The organism is Caproiciproducens sp. CPB-2, from assembly GCF_036287215.1.
In the GTDB taxonomy this organism is placed as follows: domain Bacteria; phylum Bacillota; class Clostridia; order Oscillospirales; family Acutalibacteraceae; genus Caproiciproducens.
Map to the genome: position 1 here is coordinate 2975294 of NZ_CP142860.1, position 22795 is coordinate 2998088.

A 22795-nucleotide genomic window follows, 5' to 3' on the forward strand; every position below is an offset into this window, starting at 1 on the left:
CGTGGCTTACATGGACTGGCAGGACATGGCCTGGGTCCGCTGGGGCGCGGATGCTTCCGCCTGCGTGTGTGCCTGGGAAATCGTCTGCTCATAAGCTTTCATGACGGCGGCGTTGAACTGTTCGCGGGACTCCTTTGTGCAGGGGAAACAGATATCCTTGTATTCGCTTCCGACCTTGTACTGAGGCATCGCCACGAAAAGTCCCTTGTTGCTCTCCAGCACCTTCACGCCGCGAACGGCGAAGGCACCGTTGATGTTGACGCTGGCTGTTGCTCTCTGCGTGCCGCTGCTTTTTGCGCCGAAGATCCGGACGTCATAGTTGACGGGGGTCTGCTCTGCGGTTTTCTCCGGGGCGGTCTGCTCCGCCGCTTGAGTCTGTGTTTTTGCCATTGAAAATGTCCTCCTTTTTAATTTTGGATAACAAAAAGCGCCCGTCCGGGCGCTGGGTCACAAGGTCATCTTCATCCCGAAATCCTGCTCCAGGCCGGGAAACTCAACAGGCCGAAAGCAGGTGCGGTCGAGATAATAGAAATCGCTGCCGCCGCCGTCGTAGAGTTCCACGAGGTCGGAGACCGACATCGGACGGCCTGAAAAGCCGGGTGGCCTGCGCTCGGTAAACTTGTCATAGATTGCCTCCAGATCGTTGGTGTCGAGCTGCCCGTCGTAGACAACGGTGTAATCCTCTATCTTCGGCTTTGGTAGGGGTCTTCCGAAGGTGACGATGTCTTTCCATGCCGCCGCGCCGGGCTTGAGCTGCCAGATGCGGCAGCTTTTCAGGATGGCGGGCATGGCGTCCTCCGCAACAGACGGTGAATGACCGCTGGAGAGCCGCTCGTATACGCCGTCCGTCCAACGAGGCGACAGGCTGTTTTTTGACAGCCAGCGATTCAGCTCATCGTTTTGAAACATGGTGTCCACCACGGCAGTATCCCGGTCGATATATCCGGCCGGGTTGCCGTAGTACCAGACGCAGCCGCTTCTCTGTTCAATGCCTGACACGGCATCCACCTCCTTAGTTCATGGTCATTCCTCCGATCTCAGGCGCTGTCTGCCCGGTCAGCTCCGCCAGCCTTTCCCACGCCCAATCCGGCAGACATTCATCCCGGAGTACGCCGATAAAGTCATGACGGTTCCAACGGGTTTCCTCTCCGTCCCCAAGGCAGGTGCAGCGGACGGAACGGCCAATGTCGTTTGGCCTGCAGCCGAAACCGTCGTGGGCATACCAGAGCTGATCCTCCGACCTCCAGCATTCCTCCTTCAGAATATCCGGCGAGAGTACCAGCACCTTGCCGGTAAAATCCAGCTTACTGGTGTCCTGCTCGCAACTCGTACTATCGAACAGACCCAGGTCCTGAACCGCCTCACGGTATTGATTGACGAACTGTTCCAGAAGTTCAGGGCGGACATCCACGCAGATAGTCTCCGGCTTTTTCTCCCAGCCGAGATCCCGAACAGGAGTCCGCCGCGCCCATGCCATGTTTTCCGGAGAATAGCGGCCGTCAGCGCCATTGACCAGCAGGGTTGTGACCAGCACCCAGTTGACGCGCTTATATCCGAACTCGGCAAGCACGCTCTGCACGCATCCCGGATTCAGATTCTTGCCATTTAAGTCACGGCTGATGGTTTCTTCGATGACCGCGCGGCAGTCGGCGTTGGCTTTTCTGCTCTCCCGCCACAGCTTTATTTCCTTCTGCCGCCGCGCTTCCTCGAGAGAGTAGGGGTAGAGACCGGTGTTATTCACCATAGATGACATCGTCCTCCATCAGATGTTCCTCCAGTTCGCAGACGCAGACGCCCGCCGTTACCAGCATCTCGAGCAGGTCGTCGGGGACGTCGGAGATGTCATGCTCATAATTGGCGCGACCTACGAGGATCAGACCCTCGTCCGGGTCGGCGTAAGCCTCCAGCTTGGCGCTGCGGGGAATATTCAACTCGTCCAGCAGCTCGGGCGGGATCTTGATCTCCTGTTCGCCCTCCAGCGTCTCATTGCAGGCGTCGCAGCCACCGCAGATGCCGCAGACGTCGGCAAGGTGCGTCGTCAGGGACTCCGCCAGTCCTGAGATTGATTCGATGGCTTCGATCAGTTCATAGGTGGTCATTTTTCCCTGCAGGACGGCGACGCAGTGCCGGAGCTGGTGCAGCTCCGCGCATTTTGCCTCCGCGATGCCAGAACCCTCCAGAATCGGAGAAGGAATGGTCATGCTGAGATCAGTTCTTTTCGTGGTGTTCTGAGTGTTTTTCATAGTGCATCCTCCGTATAATCATTTTCTGTTTTCTGCCCATAATCGAAAAGGGTCATCTGACTCGGTTCGCAGCGGGCCCGTTCCCCGAGGTCGTAATTGCCGATGAGCAGCTCCGCGAACTGGCTGTTGGGGTCATATCTCTGCTTGATATTGTTGATGCGGGTGGTGGAGAGGATCTGAATTTCAGGCGCGTCATACAACTCGCGGATGAACTCGTCGTCGTTATAGGAGAGCAGGAACTTGCCCTGTATGCCGAGAAGCAAGTCCCGGAGACGAACATGGTCTTCTTCGGTGAAACCTGCTTCTCCGACGTTTTTGTAATAGCTTTCAGTGGCGTGATAGGGCGGGTCGCAATAAAAAAAGCTCACCGGGCGATCATACTGCCGGATGAGCTTCTCAAAATCCTTATTCTCCACCACGACCTTTGCCAGCCGTCGATGTGCCTGCTCGATGAGGGGGAAGTTTGCCCGCATATCATGGGGCTGACTACCGAAGCTGTCAAGACTGGAGGCGTAACTAAAGCGGATAAGCTGGTAAAACCACGCCGCTTTCTGCACATCGGACGCGGGGCTGTCTCGGGCGAGACTATCCCTGACCAGTTCAAAATCTTCTCTGGAATTCAGAACGTATTGGAGCTTTTCCATCAGCTCCCGCGGTTTGTCCCGCACACAGCGATAGAGGTTGACGAGCAGACCGTTGAAGTCGTTGTAGACCTCGAAATCGTTGCCGGGCGGTTTTGCGAAGAGTATCCAGCCCCCGCCGCCGAACACCTCGATGTAGCGTTCATAGTACAGCGGGAACATGGGGAGAATTGTGTCGCGCAGGGCTTTTTTCCCGCCGATCCAGCTCATGAAGCTGTTCAGAGGTCATCACCTCCGCCCATGGGCAGGGAGGTCTGACCGGGATCGAACCGTGTACGCGCTTTTTTCAGCCCGCGGATCGCGCCGCTGATGCCGGCGATGCGGCTGGACATGTGTCTGATGGTTCGGAGCAGCTCCGCATCTGTTTCCGCGTAAAAATAACCCTTTTCATTACTGCAGATCGGAACACCGTCCCTGCGCAAGGCATTGATAAGTGCGCGCAGTTCTGCTCCTTTGATGCCAAACGCCATTTCAAGCTCCCGACTGACGGCCGCATATTGCTCGCCGCAATGAAAAATTTCCATGTACCCTGCGAGCTCACTTTTGAGCATTTTTGCCTCCTTTTCCGGCGCGCTTTTCCGAAAAAGGGCATAAAAAAGCAGGGGCCTTTGTCCCTTTCGGAAAAACGGCCCCTGCTATGTAATTACACTATTTACTTATGCGTTTTCTGATATGGTGAATCTGGGTGTTCATAGAATTGGCGTGCCTCCTCAATGGTGACCTGCTGCGTATTTTGCTTATTACACCAGAGAAGCAGGTCAAGGATGCCCCCATTGCTGCCGTAACGGTCCCCGCGCTTGGAGATGGCGTTAAGATATTCATTCAACGTTTTCATGGTTCAATTACTCTTCCTTCGGATTGATGCCGCTTACAGAGACGGCAGCAGTCATTATTTTTTCAGGCTTATATCTGTTTCAATGGCGCTCTCGCTGATGTCCTTCTTGTGTACGATCTGAAATATCTTTTGCGGCTGGGGCGGATTGCCGCCTGCCGCTTTCCACCCGGCAAGAAAGGCGATGCGCACCATGGCGAACAGCGCGTTTTCCGCCTGATCGTATTCCCGACGGTCAATGAAATCACTGAACGCCTTTTCAAAATCGTTATTCATTATTGGATACACCTCTGTCGTTAATACGGAATACCGTATTAACGACATGCTACCACACTTTTCTTGCAATGTCTACGGAATTCCGAATGTAATTTTTGCGCGTATAGCAGATAATAAATTCGGAATACCGTAGGTGGAGGTGAAAACATGGATAACAGCACACTGATCTCGCAGCGCATCTTGGAACTGTGCCGCGAGAGGAATATAACGGTTGGAAAGTTGTGCAGCACAGCGGGGACCACGGCGTCGACTGTCCATGATATTGTGGCCGGGGTAACGAAGAATCCGCGTGTTTTCACACTTAAAAAGCTATGCGATGCACTCGGCATTACACTTTCTGAGTTTTTTGATACGCCCGAATTTAATAGCATGGATGTTGAACTGGACTAAAGAGCTTGCCGTCAGACGGCTCTTTTCTTATGTCATAGTCATTCCGAAAAAAGTCTGTCCCACCTTTCCAACATAGGCGCTGTCATCGCGGGTCAGCAGGAAACCGCGCCGCTCCAGCAGAGCTGCGGCATATTCCTCATAGTGAAAGCTGGCCGCAACGGATTCAGGCAGGGCAACGCCCTGCTTTTTTAGCTCCTGCTCCGCATATTCCCGCAGGGAAACGTCGGGGATGATCTCATAGCGATTTAGGCTTTCGGCGATGTCCAGCGCCTCCGCCAGCGTGCGGCAATCCTCGTACTCCAGCGCGCCGGCGTACAGCTCCATAAAATTCTGCATGCCCTGGCCACGCTCGTCCAAGACAAAGCCCAGATTTTGCCCGTCGTAGACGAGGTCGGAAGCGCGGTCATACTGCTCCGTCAGGTCGCCGGCATCCGGCAAAATACACCGTGCCTCCAGCAGCGTGCATTCGTCCACGCCCTTGACACCCAACTCGTCCAGCGTTATTCGCATTTCGTCCGGCCTGCCATCGTTTGCGTCCTCATAGTCCGGCAGCCGGAGCCACACGCCGTCGGGACAGCGTTCCGACGCCAGTTTCACCTTTACACTCCAGCCGTCGTCCACGCAAGCGGCAAGATTTGTGCCGTCGTAGCGGGTTGCGGGTCCCTGATAGGAATACTCTACATAGCAGTTGCCGATAAAAACGCCGGGATGCTCGTCCTCATAATTCTTGCCCAGCTGTTCCAGATCAATGTAATCGCCAAGCTCCTGTGGGAGCTGCGCGTCATAATAGAGACAGAACCGTCCCAAGGCCTCATAACTTCCGGCCGGGTAGCATACCTCGTAATCGGACATGGTCTGAAAAATGTTGATGACATCTCTGGCGTCGCAAGCGGGTTTACCCATCAGAGCCGCGCTGAGAATGAGCGATTCCTTGACCGATAGCGTTTCCATCCGCTCCCGCAGCCACATCATTTCCTGCGGCGTAGAGGGAAGCCGGTTCAACGCTTCAAATGTTTTCATTTACAGCATCTCCATTCCGTCCAGAGTTGGTTCTTCAAAGGGTGCCAGTATGGGCCGAAAATCGTCACGTGCCATGTGCCCGTAGGGCGTAATGACGGCGTTGTCACGCTCCAACAGATCCCGACCGTATGCGGGCAGGTTCACATACTGCTGAAGCCGTTCCATATCGTTGTCACCGGCGATAAAGTTCAGTTCTGAAAGTGCGGCATCCTCCGGGCTGGAGATTTTGGCGTCCAGCATGTAATGATCCAGATTGTCCAGCAGAGCGACAGAGCTTTGTAGGCTATTGCATTTCGTTGCGGCCAGCACCGCCTTATAGCGGAGCATCTCTCTGTCCGTCATGCCGGACAGCCGCCCGGCGAATTCATTGACGACTGCAATGCTGCCGGATGCCTCGATTGACCCCATCAGCTGCGGAATCCGGCAGTCCAGACAGCGGCACAGCGTCGTATCGGGCAGCTTTGCCTGCGGCAATTTGAGCATACTGCCATCCTCCGACTCCAGCAGGATCTGATAGTCCGGCTGGTTGGGCGTGAGGTCAAGCGCGAAAAACGCCTCGTTCAGCTCTGTGTGCTGCACCACATAGCCCTTTTCCGTGAAAACGCCGCCCTCACCAATGCGGGCCTCCCGTCCAATCTTTTCAAAATCCAGCAGCTCGAACACCTTGTCCGGGAGCTGCTCCACCTCCGGCACAAAGCCGTTCTTGGCATAGAATCTGCCAAGCTGGGCGTCGTTCAGCGCATCCGCCACATGACAGCAGTCCGTGCTGTAGGCAAGGTCGATGAGCCGCAATATGGGAATGAGCCCCTGCTTTTTATTGACCTCCATCTGCACAAGGCCCTTGAAGGAAACCTGCTGCCGCTCGTCCAGCTCCGAGAGCTTCTGCGCCAGGGCGTTGAGCTCGTAGAGACCGGCGTTCCCAGAGAGCAGCGGTGCCAGATCCTCGAAATCATAGTATTCATTGATCTGCAGATAGGGCGCTTCGCCCTCGTCCAGCCGCAGCTTGTCCAGCGCGTCCAGCAGCTCATAGGGCGAAGCGGGCAGATCCAGATCCGCATACGCCTCGCTATACGGCGTGTTGGTTCTGGCAAGGTACACATTAAGAATTTTACGCAAGGGTCATTCCTCCCATCTTCGGTTCTTCCGGTTCATAGGCTTTCGGGTCCGCGCCGGGGACTGACCAGCCTGCCATGCTGCCGCACTCCATAGCCTGCCGCTGGGCCGCCGTCACGCCGAGGCGTTCGTTGTTGTAGTCGGCCAGTTCCTTATTTTTCTCTCTGCTGTCAGTGCTCCAGTCGCTTTTGTAGTAGCCGCTCTCACCGCGCTTGATGCAGATGAGAGCGCCGGTGTCGGGCAGCGTGGAGAAGCACAGCTCCGGCAGCCCTTCCGCCAGTTTTGGGACGAAGCATTCCTGCTCGGTTCGGATGTTCCAGCTGCCCTCGCTGCTCCAGAAATGGGCGTAGAGCTCGCGGTCGCCGACTTTGATTTCTCTTTGCTCAAAGCCCTCGCCGAAGCCATCGCTGGCCTGCCCAGAGATGTACTCCTTCAGCGTGTACAGCTCCTTCGGCGTCAGCTCGCCGGTCACCTGACATTCCGCCACACCCCAGAGACTGCCGTCCCGCACCTCGGCGGTGAAATCACAGGACTTGACCTTCTGCTCCACGCTGTCGTTTTTATCGTAATAGTGCATGAGGCCGCGTTCCGTTTCGGTGGACAGCCGCTCCCGCATCAGCGCGGCGACAATGTGGTCCACATAGCCTGCCGCCGTGTGGTTGTCCAGCTCCGTGGGTTCGTCCTCGGTGTCGCCCCATTCATTTTTCTCGTAGCAATCCACGGTCATGGGCATATACAGCTTGAGGAGATGCGTTTCGGGCGGCAGGACGGTGAAGCTGTCCTCGCCGATGACCAGCCCAAGGCTGCTGCCGTTGTCCCACTTCACATGGAATGTTCCGACGTCGTCAATGCAGTCCAGCGTCCCCATCGTCCCCGGCTCCATGGGGTGGTACGGGTCTTTCATTTCCCGAAGTTTAATGCGGCTGCCTACGGGGAACTGATCCCGCAGGAATGACAGCCATTCATTCGAAATCGCCATTTTACATACCTCCAAAAGTCATTTCTGAACCGATCGGTTCCAGCCCCGCGATGCTGAGCTGCAATCGCGCGTCCGCTTCCTGTACGGTGCTGTCTGCGGCGAATCGGGGATTGTCCCGCCAACCCTCGTCCAGATGCGTTTCCCCGTCCTGGGCGATTGCCAGATAGACGGTGGCGACGTCATTCTTAGTGACGCACAGGCGCTTACTGTCGCAGGCAAGGCCGTTGAAGCGGTCAATTGCCCCGGTGAGGGAATCGGTGTCATGCCGTGTTTCACCCTCGCAGGCGAAGTTCTCCACCACAAACCAGCGGTAACTGTGGGGCAGATTCGGATTCTCCGCGTTTTTAAGCGTCTCGCGGCCACGCTGCGTCAGGCCGTAATCCTCCAGCGGACGCGGGTTTTCCTCGCCGAACAGATCGTAGAGGATATCGTCCGCGCCTTTTCGGACGGCGGGATCGTCCGTCAGCACCTCGTACTGAAAGCCGGAGGTGGGCTTGTATGGCAGCTCGTCGCGGATGACCTGCAAAAAGATGGCCGGATCGGTGTAGGCCAGCGTTTCACCGCTGGCAAAGTTGACCTTGCCGATGACGTGCGGCTCCTGCCGCAGCTCCTGCTGGCGCTTATCAAAGCAGGTCAGGTACGCCTGATAGTCTCCGGGCTTGGGATTGCAGCGCAGGCAGTAGCGGTAGTTCTCGGTTTCCGCCACATAGCCGTACTGGCCGGAATTCTTGCTTAACTCCCCGCCGTTGTCGTAGCAGTAGTTGGACATGGAGGGCAGGTCCTTCAACACGGTTTTCCGGAATTCATCCACCACGCCATTCAGCTCCACTTTGAACTCCGGGGAGTTTAACGCCTCGTCGCCGCGCGGCCACCAGGTGTGCCAGAATTCTTTGCCGCCATGGCCAAAATCCATTCGGACATGGCCAATACAGCCCAGCTCTGCGTCCTTCTCCGGCGTCATGGCATAAAAAAGGCCCGCCTCTGATACAGAAGCGGGTCGAAGCTTGAATGTTTGATTGTCCGCCGGGTAAGGGATATCATGTTCCTCACAGAACGCCTGAAAGGTCAGGTGCTCGTCAAGGAAATCCAGACTGTTTCCCAGTCGCAGGAAGCCCTCGCCGGGGATGTTGATTTTTTCATGGGTCAGGACGGAGCCGGCGTGGTTAATCACCACATACGGCTCAATGGTGACCGGCTCGCCCGGTTCGTCGTCGCTGCCGCGCAGGTCGTAGCAGTACCAGCCGTCCGGGACGCTGTTAGTCTGAATGCGGGCGCTGGTAAACAGCGCAGGTTTACCGAACAGCTCAATGTGTTCGTATTCTTCTTTTCTGGCATTTACGCGCATAGACTTCATCTCCTTGTATGTTTTTTATAGCTATACAACATACCACAGTGTGGCGGCGATAGCTATTGTTTCTTGCGTGGGGAGGGCTCAGATGTTATACTGAACCCACAGACTTATCGGGATTTGATGAACAGAAAGTTGAATGTTATAGGTATAGTACCGACTACTTACTAAAATTGGAGATGATACCAATGAAACAATACCATGTTATTAGTGCCAAAAATTTCGGGTATGAAAGTGATCTGGGTGATGGAACATATGACTATTTTGTATTTCCAGCAGATGAATTTAGTCAAAGTGACATTATGGGCTTGTTTGTAAGTGTTACTAAATACACACAAAAAAATAACAACGAATATCCTTATACTGCACATGAATATCAGGGTTCACAATATTGCAGTGACCTATACGGAAAACAATATTATCAGATAATATATGACGGATTATTTGATGAAGACAATGTTCCGTATATCCCATAATGTATAGATTCCCGTTTTGCGAGCAGATCACCAAGGGAGGAAATACGCCTTGAATTCTGATCCAGAATCCATAAAACAAGCGCCGCTGACCAACGGGGACTTATATCGCCGTCAGATGGCCATGCTAAAGAGCTTTCTCGAACACGGAGCCATCTCGCTGGAGCAGTACCGCACCAGTGCCGATGGCTTAACTCGAAAAATGCATTTACAGCCGAAGAAATGATCCTTCGGCTGTTTCTTTGCCCGTATTACTCCATATTCATCTGCTGCCCCATATTCTCGGCAGGGTCGCCCTGCATCAGCTCGTCCAAACGGAGCGTGCCCTGATAGGCCACATAGCCCCGATCATTGAATTGTCCCTGCTCGTTTTCCATGCACTCCTTGCCGTATTTGGCGAAGTCGATGTAACCGGCGAGATTTTCATCGTACTCATAATGGCCGGAATCCATGATCATGTACTTGCCGTATTCCTCCGGCGTATGTACCTTGGGAACGTAGTCGAACTGCTCCAACTCCTTCGCCAGATTGGTGATTTGGCTGGCCTGTTCCGGCCTGGTGAACAGGACGACCGCGCCCAGCTTCTCTCGCTCGGCCTGATTCAGCGGCTGGATGGCACGGCACATCTCATTGAGATCGGTCAGCCTTTCGTTGTCAAAATTCAGCGCCGCGTCAACTTCTTCCGGAAGCTCGCTTTCCAAAAAACGCAGGCACATATCTTCATAAAAGTTGCCCCCTGCTCGAGCTAAGGCACGCGCCTGCTGTATCTGTGTGATCGGCAGGTAGAGATAAGTTGCCGGACTGTCTGCCGACGTATATCGTGAACTCATCTCCACCTCCATAATGCAATCTTCGTAGCAATATTCCGGGAAAATACGGCCGTCATAGAGCTGCGACATTTCAAATCCGTTGTCATAGACCAAGCCGTAAGGTGTGACCCGTCCGACCTCGCCGTCGAGCAATGCCAGCGCCACCGAGCGGAAGTCCTTGCCCTGCATTTCCTCTATGGTCGCCCCGCCGCCCAGCGTCAGGTAGTGCCTGCGTCCAAGAGATTCCAGATTGTTAAAGTCCGTGACCACGGTGACCTCCTGACAACAGAAGGTCAGGTTGATGAACTCATCGATACCGTGGAGATCCAGCCGGGAGGCCATGCCCTGAAACTGCGTTTTCTCATATTTATCGAAACTGTCCAGCCGTTTGGCGAGATAGTCCAGCTCATCAATATTGGTTACTGTCCTTTCCGTGTTCTTGAGAACCGGCCAGTGGTCGGAAATCTCATCAACTCGACAGTCACGCTTTAATGGATCGCCAATCTCCAACGCCTCCAGCATTTCGATGATCTCATCGTACTGCTCCGCCGGGATGGGGAAAGGTACGGTAAGAACGCCGTATTCTGGGTGCTGGGCATTGCTTAAAACCGCTTGATACTGCATATGTGTGCCTCCTTACATCATCATTCCAAAGGTTATTCCGGGTTCATCATCGTGAACCTCTGTCTGCGGTACGGCATCCAGTGAGAGCATATCAAGAAGCTGCTTCCCGCCAATCTGACAAGCCGCCTTAAAAGCCCCGTTGATGTCATCGTATTGACGCTCCATTTTGGGCGAGAAAACTGCCTCGCCGATATGCGGAAATGCGCCCTCGTATGTGCCGACCGTCAACTTGCCGACCGGGGACAGTCTCATATAGACACCGTCCTCGCCGCCCGTGTAGTACAAGGCACCGTTTCCATTGAGTCGGGTAATGCTGTCCTCGACCCAGCGGCGGGCGTTGTTGGTGGTGATAGCTTTCCAATACTCAAATTCATGCTGATCCATGTTTCACCAATCCTTATCACATCATCTGCTGCTGAGAGGCGCCCTGCTCCATGGCCGCCTTCATCCGTTCAGCATAGTCAGGCACCATCTCCATGATCTGCGTTTGGATTTCATCGATCCGCTCCTCTTGATCACAGGTGAGCGGTATGTCCGATGTCATCGTATCGGCACAGCAGCGGTAGATCTCGATGAGCTGCTCCGGCGTGAACTGCTCTTGCTCCTGCACAAGCCCGGAGCGAAGCGCAAAATCGTGTTTTGCCGCAGCGTAGTCATTTCCGAAATAGTGTCCGAGGGTAAGACCGTCCTTGTCATATGTCCACTGCCAGGTTGTTAACTGGACGCCGTGACCGCTCTCCATGCCGCCGAGGACATATCCGTTGAAGTCCGCCAGCAGCTTATACGGCGCGTCAAGGCTTGACGCTTTCAACGGAGGCGCGTTTTCCATAAGTTTCATGTATTCGGCTGCGGTTGCGGCAACTGATGTCGCTTTTTCAAGAGCGTCGGACATTACATCTGTGGAAACATCCTCGTGCCGATACCGAGTTCCTCCATTCTTGGTGATCTCACAGAGGGGGTTGCCGTGGAAGGAGACTTGGAGCAACTCGCCATCACCGGCGTGCGTATCGAAACCCTCGTGTGCGAGAAGGATGCTCGCTTCCTGAAAGTATTTGCCTTGTATTGTGTTGTCGGTTGATTTCATAATGTACCTCCAGTCGTTTTCTCACAGAACGTAAAAAAGGCCGGTATCCATTTCTGAATACCGGCCTCAATGAAAATATAGTCACTATGTTTTGGTCTGTATCATTTTGTGATACAGACCTTTTTAGACACAAAAAGTTAACAAATTATTTTTGCGAATATGGGGCTGCGTTACGGATTTCAGCCTCTGCAAAGGGGCAAAAGAGCACAGAATTTAGTTCAAGTCCCTACCAACAGGGGAGAATAGCCAGAGTTATCTTTTTTTTGCACTTGAAAAAGCGGACACGAAAAAGCCCAGAAACCGTTGCGGTTTCTGGGCTTTCCGGCAAGTTATCTTTTTTACTTGCACAATATGGTTGCGGAGGCAGGATTTGAACCTACGACCTTCGGGTTATGAGCCCGACGAGCTACCGGACTGCTCCACTCCGCGATATCTATTTGTGCATCTTCTCTAAACTCAGCGGTGATGCCTTGTTTAGAGCGCTTAACTATAATACCATTCCAAATAGCGAATGTCAAGACCTTTTTATAAAAGGTTGCTATTCATATGATAAGTGTAACTCAATCGGCACATGGTCACATAGAAGGAGCTATTCTTTGTTTTCTCCCATGTGCCTGAATTACATTAAGCTTTTTATAGGCCAACAAAACATTCCTATCAAGTATATGTCATTTTCATTTAAATATGAACGGATAAAAGGAAAAGTTCTTCCGGTCCCTCCGAGCCGATGACAAACATTCCCAGAAAAAAGGATTCGGCTGTGATGGGTTCTATCAGTCGGTCCACGCGGCCGTCATGACCGCGTGGACCGATTGTAATCGGTGCCCTGACTGGTATTTTCGGGCTGCGCAGCGCTTTTTTAGTTAGCGATGATAGTCGCCCGAATCTCTTGTGGGACTAATTGCACAAATGGGATCATTTTGTCGGGAACGGTTTCTATAATCTGGCTTCCGTTTCCGCTGTTAATTCTTCATTTAAGTGGTTTAAGCTTAAATCGGTCGACAAGTTCTTTCAGGTTTTGGGACTGCAGAAAAAGTTCCCGGCTGGCCGCGGCACTCTCCGCAGCTGTTGAAGAATTTGTCTGAACCACACCCGTGATTTGATCCAATCCCATCCGAACCTGATTGATGGCCTCCGACTGGTGGTCCGACGCTTTGGAAATTCGACCGACCGCATTCAAAACGCTCTGCGTGCTGGTGACAACCTTCCGAAGGGCACCGGCAGTTTCATCAGCGATTTTCGCACCGTTTCTCACCTGTTCCAGAGAATTTTCGATGAGCTTGCTTGTATCTTTCGCCGCCTGAGCGCTCTTTCCGGCCAGATTTCTCACTTCATCCGCCACAACGGCGAAGCCTTTTCCGGCCGATCCCGCCCGCGCCGCTTCGACGGCTGCGTTGAGCGCCAGAATGTTGGTCTGAAACGCAATCTCATCGATCGTTTTATTGATCTTCCCAATCTCCAGCGAGGAACCGTTGATCTGGGACATCGCGGCGACCATTTCACCCATGCTTCTGTCGCTCAGCTCCAAATCCGACTGAACGCTCCTGACTTTACTGCCGGCCTCCGCCGCATAGGACGCATTATCTTTCGCATGTTCCGAGATATCCGAAACGGCGGCTGAAAGTTCTTCAATGGAGCCCGCCTGCTGAGCGGCCCCCTGCGAAAGGATCTGCGAACCGCGCGAGACGCGGCCGGCTCCGGTTGAAACCTGCTCCGAAGCCCGGTTGATCCGGCTCAGAGCGTCGTTCAGCGAAAACACGATGCCCTCATAGGCATTTTTCAGTTCTGCGTAATCTCCGATATATTCCAGACTGGAATCCGCACATAAATTCCCGTCTTTCACTTCATCAAGAAGGTTGGTTATATCCGCTATGTATGCGCGAATCGACTCCGCAGACTGATTGATGGAATCGCCGAGCTGTTTGATTTCCTTGATTGAGCTTCCGTTTACCCGGACATCCAGGCTTCCCTTCGCCATCTTCAAAGAAGCACCTGACATTTCATTGACCGGTCTGCTGATCTTTCGGGAAGTGCTGCGGGCGATCAGAAGGGAAAAGACAAGAGAACCCAGGATGATCAGGATCATCAGCAGACTCGTTCTGAACCCTTCTTCCTCAAGCTCCTGCGAAATCTGTTTTCCCGCCGTGCTTTTTTCCGTTAAAAGGGCGGCCGTTGACGCCTGGATCTTCTCCGCGACGGGACCCAACTGATCCGTAAGCAGTTTCTCCGCGCCTGTTTTATCCTTTTTATCGGCAAGGGAAACAATCTGGTCTTTAATCTGATTGAAACTGTCCAGATTTCCCTTGATATCATTATAATAATAAAGCTCTTCGCTGGTGACCATGCTGCCTTTTATGGCCGCAAAATACATATTGGTTTTGGCAATAGACGTTGCCATCTGATTCAGGGACATCTTTCTCCTGTTTTCATCGCCTGCGTTGATGACATCCCTGATAACGGTCTGACTGTTGTTGAACTCAGTATTGAAAATCCCCACATCACCCTGGGAAAAGCCGTACATCGTCAGCGCTTCTCCATAGCTTTTGTCCATTCTGTTCATTTCAATGAGACCGGATATCCCGGATATCGCGGAGATCAGTACCGCTGCGGTGAAGGTCAGGATTAATCTCTTTCCTATTTTCATATTTTTTAACATTGATCTCTGCATCTCCAAACGTTAAACGCCATTATTTGAACTTTATATCTTGAAAAAGAAAAAATATTGAAAACTGGCACCGTTTTTCGGTGCCAGTTTTGCAGGTGAATTCTTGGGATGCTATGCAAGGAAATTATTGGAACACATAGCCTTTCGCGTTGTCGGGCGTAACGAGCTCGGTGCCGATGGAAATGGTCGGAGGAGCATCGTTCGCCTTACCCTCAGCGGCTTTTACCGCCCAGTCAACAGCGGTGGTGCCCAGACTCTTGAACTTCTGTGCGACAGTGGCGGTAATTTTGCCCTCAACTATTTTCTGTACGCATTCGGTAGAGCCGTCGTATCCAATGATCTTAACGTCTTTTCTATTGGCGCCTTCCAGAGCCTGCAGAGCACCCAGGGCCATCGTATCGTTTTCTGCGTAGACGAGGTCGATTTTTGGCTGCGCCTGAATTACGTTCTGCATAACGGAGAACCCGGTCTGGGTGTCAAACTGACCGTTCACCTGCGCAACGACTGCATTTTCAAGCGGGCTGCCCTTGATGCCCTGCATAAAGCCTTCATACCTCTGCTTGTCTGCATCAACACCCGAGGTGCCCCTGAGGATAACGATCTTAGGATCTTTGACATCCTTGAGCAGTTCCACCGCATATTTACCCGCGTCAACAGCGCCGGTAACATTGTCGGTAACATCCTGGGTCACAAATTTGCACTGATCCTTCGTGTCGATGACACGGTTGAAGCCGACGATCGGGATATTGGCGTCGTTCGCCACCTTGACGGTGTTTATGGCAGAATTGGCGTCATTCGGCAGCAGGCAGATCGCCGCAACCTTTTTGGAAACTAAGTTCTGCACATTCTGGAGTTCGGTGTCAGAGTTGTCCTGGCTGTTAAGAACAGTGGTGGTGTAGCCGAGTTCTTTTGCTTTAGCTTCCATAGCCTCTTTCATCGTGACGAAAACCGGATTGTTCAGGTCGGTAAACACGATACCGATTTCTTTGGATCCCGATGCCGCGGGAGCCGTACTTACCGGCGCAGCGCCGGAATTTTCCGCCGGGGTGCTTGCAGAGGGGGATGTGCCGCATCCTGCCGCGACCATCATGAACGCCATTGCGCAGGACAATACGGCGGCCCATCTTTTCTTCATTGTCGATCTTCTCATCATTTTCAATTAACTCCTTCTTATCTTTAATTTTGAATAATGCGCTGAATCAGTGATTATTTTGCCATTTTGCGCTTGCTGAGCACATCGGCTACAACTGCGAGAAGGATGATAACGCCTTTTACAACCTGTGTCCAGTAAACATCTATATTGAGCAGCACAAGTCCGTTGTTGAGCACGCCGATGATAAACGCGCCGATGAGCGCACCCATAATTTTTCCTTTTCCACCGGTAAGGCTGACTCCGCCGATTACCGCTGCCGCTATGGCGTCCATTTCCGACCCGTTGCCGGCGGTCGGCGTTGCGGAATTGACACGGGAGGCAAGAATCATGCCGGCAATGCTGGCTGTAGCCGCGCAGATCATATAGATTCCCATAATAATTTTAGTGGTGTTGATACCGCTCAGCCGGGCGGCCTCCTTGTTGCCGCCGACCGCATAGACATACCGGCCGAAGCAGGTGTGCTCCAGAACATAATAGGCGATTGCGTAAAACGAAATCATAATGATGACGTTGATCGGGATCGGCCCAAGATATTTCACGCCGATAAAGCTGAAGGTTTCCCCCAACTGCGAAACGGGGTTGCCCTGCGAGACCACCATCGTCATCCCTCGGAAAATAGTCATCATAGCCAGTGTAACAATGAAAGGCTGCAATTCAATTTTGCTGATAAAGAAGCCGGAAACCGCCCCGACCAGGACGCCGATGCCGATGCCTGCGGCAAGCGCGACCACAATATTGCTGCCGAACGGATTGCCGCTGACGAGCAGCATCGCCGTAATCAGCGAGGTAAATGCCGCCACCGAACCTACGGAAATATCGATTCCGCCCGTAAGCAGAATAAAAGTCATTCCAATCACAACGATTCCGTTCACGGAAATCTGCGAAAGGACATTGATTACATTGCTGACCGTCAGAAAAGTTGCCGGGCGCGCGATTCCCAACGCCACACACAGCAGCAGGAAGATAATCAGTGTTCTTGACAGATCGTTGTTCATAAATTTCTTGAATACATTTTCGCGCTTTTCAACAGTTGAAGTGTTTTCCATTATACTCATCCCTTCTCATTTCCGAATGCACACAAGCCGACGGCTTCTTCACTAAGCTCTTCATGGCTGAACTGACCCGTGATGGCGCCATTGTACATTACCAGCACCCTGTCGCTGACTCCCACCACTTCGGGAAGATCGGAAGAGATCATAATAATGGACACCCCTTCTTCCTTCAGCTTGTTCAGGATCTGGTAGATACTGACCTTTGCGCCGACATCGACGCCGCGCGTCGGCTCGTCGATGATGAGCACCTTCGGCTTCGTGAGAATATATCTTGCCAGCAGGACCTTCTGCTGATTTCCGCCGCTGAGTTCCCGCACAATTTTCCGTGGTGATTCCGTCTTAATGGAGAGCTCGCGTATGATATTGACAATCCGGCTATTTTCGGTCTTTCTGTCAATTCCCCTGAATTTGTTCAGGCATTTTTTCAACACGGAGATACTGGTATTAAATCCAACGTGCATGTCGAGCATCAGTCCGAACTCCTTGCGGCTCTCCGTAATGTAAGCCACGCCGTGCCTGATGGCATCCGTCGGGTTTTTCATCTGGACGCGCTCGCCGTCAACCTCAATTGTGCCGGAGCTTTTGTGGTCGGCCCCCATCACACAGCGTGCAAGCTCGGTTCTTCCCGCCCCTACAAGGCCGTACAGGCCCAATATTTCTCCTTTATGGGCCTCAAAGGAAATATTTTTTAAGAAACTGCCCTGACAGACATTTTCAACCTTCAGCGCAACATCGCCGTGGACGGATTCCGCATACGGATACTGTTCCGTAAGTTTGCGCGCCACCATCATCTGCACAATCTCTTCCTTGGAACGCTCCCCAATGCCGCCGGTATAGATCAGCTGCCCGTCACGGAAAATAGAAATCATGTCGCAGATATATTTCAGCTCGTCAAGCCTGTGCGATATGTAAATAATGGTCTTTCCTTCCTCTTTAAGGCGGTGAATCAGTTTGAAAAGCTGCTCGGTTTCTTTGCCCGTCAGAACCGCGGTCGGCTCATCCATGACAATCAGCTTGGAATCCATCGAAATGACTTTTATAATTTCAACCATCTGCTGCTCGGCAACACTGAGCGTGTTGATTCTTGCCTTTTCATCAAAAGAGATATCAAACGAGCGCAGCAGCTCTTTCGCCTTTCTGTTCGTTTCGTTCCAGTCGATCTTTCCGGCCTTGCCGGTTATCTCTCTGCCCAGGAAGATATTCTCGGCCACCGTCATCTCCGGAATCAGGTTCAGTTCCTGATGAACGACGCCGATTCCGATTTTCTGTGCTTCATGAGGGGTAAGCTGCGTAACCTTTTTGCCTTCAAACTCAAAATATCCCGAAGTCGCAGGACATGCGCCGCTGATGATATTGACCAGCGTGGATTTGCCTGCTCCGTTTTCACCAACCAGCGCATGAACGGAAGCTTTTTGAATGCCGAGACTGATGTCCTGGAGTGCTACATTTCCCGGAAATACTTTGCAAATATCATAAGTTTGAAGTATGTACTCCACACCCATTCAGGGCTCACCTCTTTCATTTTTATTAATATCAGGAAGAAAAGGGCCGCCGTACCCCGCTAACGCAGAAGCATATCGGGCAACTCAATCACCTCTCCATTTATCTCATATTTTCTGACGGGCCAGTTTCCGGCGGCGGAAAGCACTTCGTGCCTGCCGTCCGAATAAAGGCTCAGCTCCTCCACTTTTGCGCCGGTGACGGTGATAAACCAGTCATATGCTTCTCTGTCGGCAATGCATTTTTTCGGGTCCAGCGAAAAATCCGCCTCGCACACCGGATATCCGGTGCGTCCGCCGGGAAAATGTCCGCGCCATTCTTCTTCATAACCCCTTTCGGCAAGCATGGATTTCTGCATTTCCAAAATATCGCTCCAGCGTCTGCCGGCCACACAGGAAGCAATGCAGGCTGCTTCAATATCCATTACCGCGCGGTAGGGCCTTTCAATTTCTTCGGGAAGCGTGTCACCAAAATAAACGCTGCGCGTCACATTTGCATGAAGCCCTTCAAACCGGGCCGCCGGATGCAGCAGCACATATTTTCCGAGCCTGGCGCCCGCCGGGCTGGGATGGCGGTATTTCGCGATCCGCTCGTCGGTGCCGACCAGCAGAACGTCACACTGGATATTTTGGGAAGCAAACTGCCCCAGCAGCATCGCTTCGACTTCGTAGTCGACCATCCCCGGCTGAATCCTATAGGCGGTACGGGTTAAAATTTCATCCACCGTTCTGCCCAGCCACCGCAGCTTGCTGATTTCGTTTTCCGTGAGCGGATAATGCAGCGCATATAGATCGGAAAGGACCTCCCTCGCTCCGTCCGCCGGAACATCCGCCGCCGGCGCACTGCCCGCAAGCGCAAGCGCTTTTTGCATGATGGGACCTTCATACCAGTGAAGCGGTACATATTCCAGCTCAATTCCGGCAAGCTCCTCGTCCAGCAGCCTTTGGCCGTCCATGACCTGGGCGACCAGATAAAGGTGGTCCATCGTAACCACCAAAGCGCCTACGCCCTCCTGTACAGGTACCACAACGCGGTTGTTTCCGCCGCATGAAAGCCAGCTGAAATTGTCCTTGCGGGCAAGCACCACCCCCGTGAGTCCCGAACGCTTCATATATGTACGGACTCTGGATAGTTTCAGCTCCATTTCAGCCCGATCCGGTTGATTCATAATATCACCTATATTTCGTTTTATTTATTTCTTTTTTGAAAAATAATGAAAAATCGATCCTGTAATGACGTAAATGAAATAATTAATCTACATTTTTATTCGAAATTGCGATTGATAATTTGTGCGTTTTTCTATAACACCTGTATTATACATCACAAATTTTCATAATTCAATTGATCAATATGAAAAAATGAAAATTATTATTTTATGTATTTTTCACAATAATATCTTTAAACTGTAAAGAGTAGTTGCAATTTTAAAATAAAATGCTATAATCTTAGTAAAAAGTGGTTGTATTTCAATGATCTATTATATGCAGCTGTTTTTGTTTTTCAAATTAAATAATGAAAATTGAAAAGTGAAGGTGAAAAAATGGACGATAAGCAAATTATCTCCGAAATCAACCGCACCCTTGAGATGGAAGCGGCATCCGTTCTGAAACTGAAAGAAACGCTTAACTGCGGCGCAATGCTCGCGGCGCTCAAAGCGATCGCGGAATGCAAGGGGAAAATTGTAATTTCCGGCTGCGGGACCTCGGCTATGGCCGCAAAAAAGGCGGTGCATTCACTGAACTGTATTGAGTGCCCGGCGCTGTTTCTCACCCCGTCCGACGCCGTGCACGGCGGGCTTGGAGTGCTGCAGAAGGAAGATATCCTTATATTGGTGAGCAAGGGCGGCAACACGGACGAGCTCGTCAGCCTGATTCGCGCCTGCCGCACCAAAGGCGCAATGCTGATTGGCGTAACCGAAAACCCGGAGTCCAAAATCGGCCGGGCCGCCGATCTTCTCTTAATGGTAAAGGTTGACCGGGAACCGTGCCGCTTCAACATGCTTGCCACGGCAAGCACCCTTGCGGTGATCGCCGTTTTCGATTCAATCTGCATTGCGCTGATGCAGTACAAAGGATATACGCGCGAACAGTTTGCAGTCATCCATCCGGGAGGGGCCGTGGGCGACCGGCTGCTTGGCAAAACGGACGACCCTATTCAAGAATGACATAGAGAAAGGAACCGGTATTATGGAAGGAAAGATGAAGGCGGCAGTTTTTAAGGACATAGAAAACATCGTTGTTGAAGAACGCGACATCCCCGAATGTCCCCGGGATGGGATGCTTGTCAAAGTCGTGGCCTGCGGAATTTGCGGAGGCGACGTCAGGAATTACCACAACGGGCTCAAAGACGGCATCAAAAACCAGATTATGGGGCATGAAATCGCGGGCGTCGTCGTGGAAACGGACAACACGGTCACACGGTTCAAACCGGGCGACCGGGTGGCGCTTGCCCCCGACGTAAGCTGCGGCCAGTGCTGGTACTGCAAACGCGGGCTTGTCAACCTGTGCCTTTCGCACCGGATGCTCGGCACGCATTTCCCCGGCGGTTACGCGCAGTATATCGCATTGCCCTCTGATGTAATGCACCGCGGTTTCATCGAAAAAATACCGGACGGGATGAGCTTTGACCACGCGGCTTTCGCCGAAACGGCTTCCGCAGTCATCGCCTGCCAGAAATACAACGATGTTTCGCTGGGGGATACGGTAGTCATCATCGGGGACGGCCCTGTGGGATGCCTTCACATTGAGGTCGCGCGGGCAAGGGGTGCCAAAAAAGTAATTATGGTGGGTATGGATAAGCTGGAACTCGCCGAAAGCTTCGGAGCCGATTATCTTTTTAAGAACACCGACCAGGAGAAAGTGAAGGCTTCCGTACTGGAACTTACTGACGGAATCGGCGCGGATATCGTAATTTGTGCCGTGCCCTCGGTGGCGGTTCAGGAACAGGCGCTCGAAATGGTGCGAAAGCGCGGACGGGTTGTCATCTACGGCGGCGTTGCCAAAACAAAACAGACCGCGCAGCTGAACTCCAATCTGATTCACTACAACGAAATTATGGTGCTGGGCGCCTTCTCATATCCGGCTACCGGGCTGGCCGACGCGCTGAGCGCCATCCATTCCGGAAAAATACACGCGGAAAAGTACATCAGCGCGCATGTGCCGCTTGAAGGGGTTGTCGGGGGCATGGAACTTGTTTCTTCGGGAAAGGCGCTGAAGGTGATTATTGATCCCTGGTTAAAATAACATTTTGATTATCAATAAAGGTGGTATATAATTATGTATGAAATTGATTCCAAACTGGCAAAACTCCACGAAGAGGGCAGGCCGATCCACGTAGGTCTGATCGGTGCAGGGCAGATGGGCAAGGATATTGTCGCCCAGATTGCAAAAATGAAGGGCATGGAATGCGACGTTGTTGTGGATCTTACCCCCGAAATTGCCAAAGACGCTTATCTTCAGTCGGGATACGAGGGCGACATCGTAGAGGTTTCCACGGCCGCGGAGGCTCAGAAGGCGATTGCCGATGGGAAGAAGGTAGTTTCTACAAACTACAGGGTCGCAGTCGAAACCAGCCAGATCCAGAGCGTCATTGACGCAACCGGGTCCCCGGAGATGGGCGCTCACATTACAATGGACTGCATTTTCTTCAAAAAACACATCGTCATGATGAATGTGGAATGCGATATCACCATCGGTCCCATTCTCCGCAAGCTCTGCGAACAGGCCGGCATTGTTTATTCCCTTACCGCCGGCGACGAGCCCGGCTCCATCGTAGAGGTTTACCGCTTCGCAAAGGCACTCGGCTTTAAAGTCGTCGCGGCCGGAAAAGGAAAGAACAATCCGCTCGACATCTACGCAAACCCCGGCATGAAAGAGTGGCAGGACAAAGCCGCGGCGCGCAACATGAACGCGCGTATGCTGCTTGAGTTCGTGGACGGTTCCAAAACCATGATCGAGATGACCGCCGTTTCCAACGCCACCGGGCTTGTTCCCGACTGCCGCGGAATGCACGGCCCGCACTGCAACGTGGAGGACCTCAAAACCGTGTTCAGCCTGAAGTCCCAGGGAGGCATCCTTGACAGGGAGGGCGTGGTCGATTTCGGTATCGGCAACATCAACCCGGGCGTATTTGTCGTAGTCACCACCGACCAGAAGAGGATCGTCGACGGCCTTGTACAGCGCGACATGGGCGAAGGCCCCAACTACCTGCTTTACCGTCCCTATCATCTCTGCTCCATTGAAACGCCCATCACCGCGGCTCAGGCCGTACTTTACGGAGAATCCACCGCGCATCCGATGGACCATCTGGTTTCGGAATGCATCACCATCGCGAAAAAGGATCTTAAAAAGGGCGAAAAGCTCGACGCAATCGGCGAATACTGCTACCGCGGCAGCATAGAGCTTGCGGACGTCGCCCGCAAGGGCAACATGCTCCCGGTCGGTCTGGCCAAAGGCGCGGTGATGAAATGCGACCTGAAGCGCGATGAAGTCATTACCTATGATATGGTTGAGCTGAACAACAATTCCGTGCTTCTGCAGCTCCGCCGCATGCAGGATCAGTTAATGGGGAAATAAAAATTTAATTTATAATACG

General features: G+C 52.6%; 26 protein-coding genes and 1 tRNA gene. 6 read left to right on the forward strand and 21 right to left on the reverse strand.

The genetic code is table 11. The features are described 5' to 3' along the window. Positions 1–6 precede the first annotated feature (6 nt). The 8 genes from VXK30_RS14755 to VXK30_RS14790 form a co-directional block, all read right to left on the reverse strand. Positions 7–390 carry a SpoVG family protein gene (locus VXK30_RS14755; protein ID WP_275713544.1) on the reverse strand — a complete coding sequence of 128 codons (384 nt, stop codon included), beginning with the start codon at positions 388–390 and terminating at the stop codon, positions 7–9. Between the two features lie 57 nt (positions 391–447). Next, a complete protein-coding gene (locus tag VXK30_RS14760; protein ID WP_275713542.1) occupies positions 448–999 on the reverse strand; it encodes a YodL domain-containing protein in 552 nt (183 codons plus the stop codon). Positions 1000–1012: 13 nt separating this feature from the next. Continuing rightward, a complete protein-coding gene (locus VXK30_RS14765) occupies positions 1013–1744 on the reverse strand; it encodes a DUF3849 domain-containing protein (RefSeq protein ID WP_275713540.1) in 732 nt (243 codons plus the stop codon). Beyond that, positions 1734–2243: a hypothetical protein gene (locus tag VXK30_RS14770; RefSeq protein WP_275713539.1), complete on the reverse strand. Its 510-nt coding sequence runs from the start codon at positions 2241–2243 to the stop codon at positions 1734–1736. Before VXK30_RS14770 ends, VXK30_RS14765 begins: the two co-directional genes overlap by 11 nt. Further along, positions 2240–3094 (reverse strand): DNA adenine methylase, encoded by an 855-nt coding sequence (locus VXK30_RS14775; protein WP_275713537.1) that lies wholly within the window; start codon positions 3092–3094, stop codon positions 2240–2242. Before VXK30_RS14775 ends, VXK30_RS14770 begins: the two co-directional genes overlap by 4 nt. Positions 3095–3102: 8 nt before the next feature. Beyond that, positions 3103–3435, reverse strand: a complete 333-nt coding sequence (locus VXK30_RS14780) for a hypothetical protein (RefSeq protein ID WP_275713536.1) — start codon at positions 3433–3435, stop codon at positions 3103–3105. 101 nt (positions 3436–3536) lie between these two features. Then, entirely contained in the window at positions 3537–3719 is a 183-nt protein-coding gene (locus VXK30_RS14785; RefSeq protein WP_275713534.1) for a hypothetical protein, read from the reverse strand. 54 nt (positions 3720–3773) lie between these two features. Next, positions 3774–3992, reverse strand: a complete 219-nt coding sequence (locus VXK30_RS14790) for a hypothetical protein (protein WP_275713532.1) — start codon at positions 3990–3992, stop codon at positions 3774–3776. Between the two features lie 147 nt (positions 3993–4139). Between VXK30_RS14790 and VXK30_RS14795 the strand changes: the two genes are divergently transcribed. After that, positions 4140–4382 (forward strand): helix-turn-helix domain-containing protein, encoded by a 243-nt coding sequence (locus VXK30_RS14795; RefSeq protein ID WP_275713530.1) that lies wholly within the window; start codon positions 4140–4142, stop codon positions 4380–4382. A 27-nt stretch (positions 4383–4409) separates the two neighbouring features. Here the strand turns inward: VXK30_RS14795 and VXK30_RS14800 are convergent, their stop codons facing one another. Genes VXK30_RS14800 through VXK30_RS14815 form a run of 4 tightly spaced genes read right to left on the reverse strand, consistent with a single transcriptional unit; the run spans position 4410 to position 8839 of the window. Next, complete coding sequence (locus VXK30_RS14800) at positions 4410–5402, reverse strand: hypothetical protein (RefSeq protein ID WP_275713528.1); 993 nt, start codon at positions 5400–5402, stop codon at positions 4410–4412. Continuing rightward, on the reverse strand, positions 5403–6518 hold the full coding sequence (locus VXK30_RS14805; protein ID WP_275713526.1) for an antirestriction protein ArdA: 1116 nt from the start codon (positions 6516–6518) through the stop codon (positions 5403–5405). Further along, positions 6511–7494 (reverse strand): DUF4314 domain-containing protein, encoded by a 984-nt coding sequence (locus tag VXK30_RS14810; RefSeq protein ID WP_275713525.1) that lies wholly within the window; start codon positions 7492–7494, stop codon positions 6511–6513. Before VXK30_RS14810 ends, VXK30_RS14805 begins: the two co-directional genes overlap by 8 nt. A gap of 1 nt (position 7495) precedes the next feature. Next, the gene (locus tag VXK30_RS14815; protein ID WP_275713523.1) at positions 7496–8839 is read right to left on the reverse strand and encodes an LPD28 domain-containing protein; all 1344 of its coding nucleotides are present in this window, start codon (positions 8837–8839) and stop codon (positions 7496–7498) included. Between the two features lie 191 nt (positions 8840–9030). Here VXK30_RS14815 and VXK30_RS14820 point away from each other — a divergent pair, with 191 nt between their 5' ends. Together VXK30_RS14820 and VXK30_RS14825 are read left to right on the forward strand one after the other, a co-directional pair. Further along, positions 9031–9318: a hypothetical protein gene (locus tag VXK30_RS14820; RefSeq protein WP_275713521.1), complete on the forward strand. Its 288-nt coding sequence runs from the start codon at positions 9031–9033 to the stop codon at positions 9316–9318. A 49-nt stretch (positions 9319–9367) separates the two neighbouring features. Next, entirely contained in the window at positions 9368–9541 is a 174-nt protein-coding gene (locus VXK30_RS14825; RefSeq protein WP_275713519.1) for a hypothetical protein, read from the forward strand. Positions 9542–9566: 25 nt separating this feature from the next. On the opposite strand, the gene VXK30_RS14830 is transcribed toward VXK30_RS14825, so the two are convergent. From VXK30_RS14830 to VXK30_RS14870, 9 genes are all read right to left on the reverse strand, one after another. After that, positions 9567–10748, reverse strand: coding sequence for an antirestriction protein ArdA (locus VXK30_RS14830; RefSeq protein WP_275713518.1), 1182 nt, complete (start codon positions 10746–10748; stop codon positions 9567–9569). A 12-nt stretch (positions 10749–10760) separates the two neighbouring features. Continuing rightward, positions 10761–11132: a hypothetical protein gene (locus VXK30_RS14835; RefSeq protein ID WP_275713516.1), complete on the reverse strand. Its 372-nt coding sequence runs from the start codon at positions 11130–11132 to the stop codon at positions 10761–10763. Positions 11133–11148: 16 nt separating this feature from the next. Next, positions 11149–11832 (reverse strand): hypothetical protein, encoded by a 684-nt coding sequence (locus VXK30_RS14840; protein ID WP_275713514.1) that lies wholly within the window; start codon positions 11830–11832, stop codon positions 11149–11151. A 352-nt stretch (positions 11833–12184) separates the two neighbouring features. After that, positions 12185–12261: transfer RNA gene (locus tag VXK30_RS14845), tRNA-Met, on the reverse strand. Between the two features lie 541 nt (positions 12262–12802). Continuing rightward, positions 12803–14488: a methyl-accepting chemotaxis protein gene (locus tag VXK30_RS14850; protein WP_275713512.1), complete on the reverse strand. Its 1686-nt coding sequence runs from the start codon at positions 14486–14488 to the stop codon at positions 12803–12805. A gap of 133 nt (positions 14489–14621) precedes the next feature. Next, positions 14622–15632: a sugar ABC transporter substrate-binding protein gene (locus VXK30_RS14855; protein WP_275713510.1), complete on the reverse strand. Its 1011-nt coding sequence runs from the start codon at positions 15630–15632 to the stop codon at positions 14622–14624. Positions 15633–15703: 71 nt separating this feature from the next. Next, positions 15704–16645: an ABC transporter permease gene (locus tag VXK30_RS14860; protein ID WP_275713661.1), complete on the reverse strand. Its 942-nt coding sequence runs from the start codon at positions 16643–16645 to the stop codon at positions 15704–15706. 56 nt (positions 16646–16701) lie between these two features. Further along, positions 16702–18204, reverse strand: coding sequence for a sugar ABC transporter ATP-binding protein (locus VXK30_RS14865; RefSeq protein ID WP_275713509.1), 1503 nt, complete (start codon positions 18202–18204; stop codon positions 16702–16704). 59 nt (positions 18205–18263) lie between these two features. Beyond that, positions 18264–19370: a M24 family metallopeptidase gene (locus VXK30_RS14870; protein WP_329493657.1), complete on the reverse strand. Its 1107-nt coding sequence runs from the start codon at positions 19368–19370 to the stop codon at positions 18264–18266. Positions 19371–19742: 372 nt separating this feature from the next. Between VXK30_RS14870 and VXK30_RS14875 the strand changes: the two genes are divergently transcribed. From VXK30_RS14875 to VXK30_RS14885, 3 genes are read left to right on the forward strand one after another with little or no spacing between them, the layout of a single operon-like run. Next, a complete protein-coding gene (locus VXK30_RS14875; RefSeq protein WP_275713505.1) occupies positions 19743–20366 on the forward strand; it encodes a KpsF/GutQ family sugar-phosphate isomerase in 624 nt (207 codons plus the stop codon). A gap of 22 nt (positions 20367–20388) precedes the next feature. Next, positions 20389–21444, forward strand: a complete 1056-nt coding sequence (locus VXK30_RS14880) for an alcohol dehydrogenase catalytic domain-containing protein (RefSeq protein WP_275713503.1) — start codon at positions 20389–20391, stop codon at positions 21442–21444. A gap of 33 nt (positions 21445–21477) precedes the next feature. Next, complete coding sequence (locus tag VXK30_RS14885) at positions 21478–22776, forward strand: NAD(P)H-dependent oxidoreductase (RefSeq protein ID WP_275713501.1); 1299 nt, start codon at positions 21478–21480, stop codon at positions 22774–22776. Positions 22777–22795 lie beyond the last annotated feature (19 nt).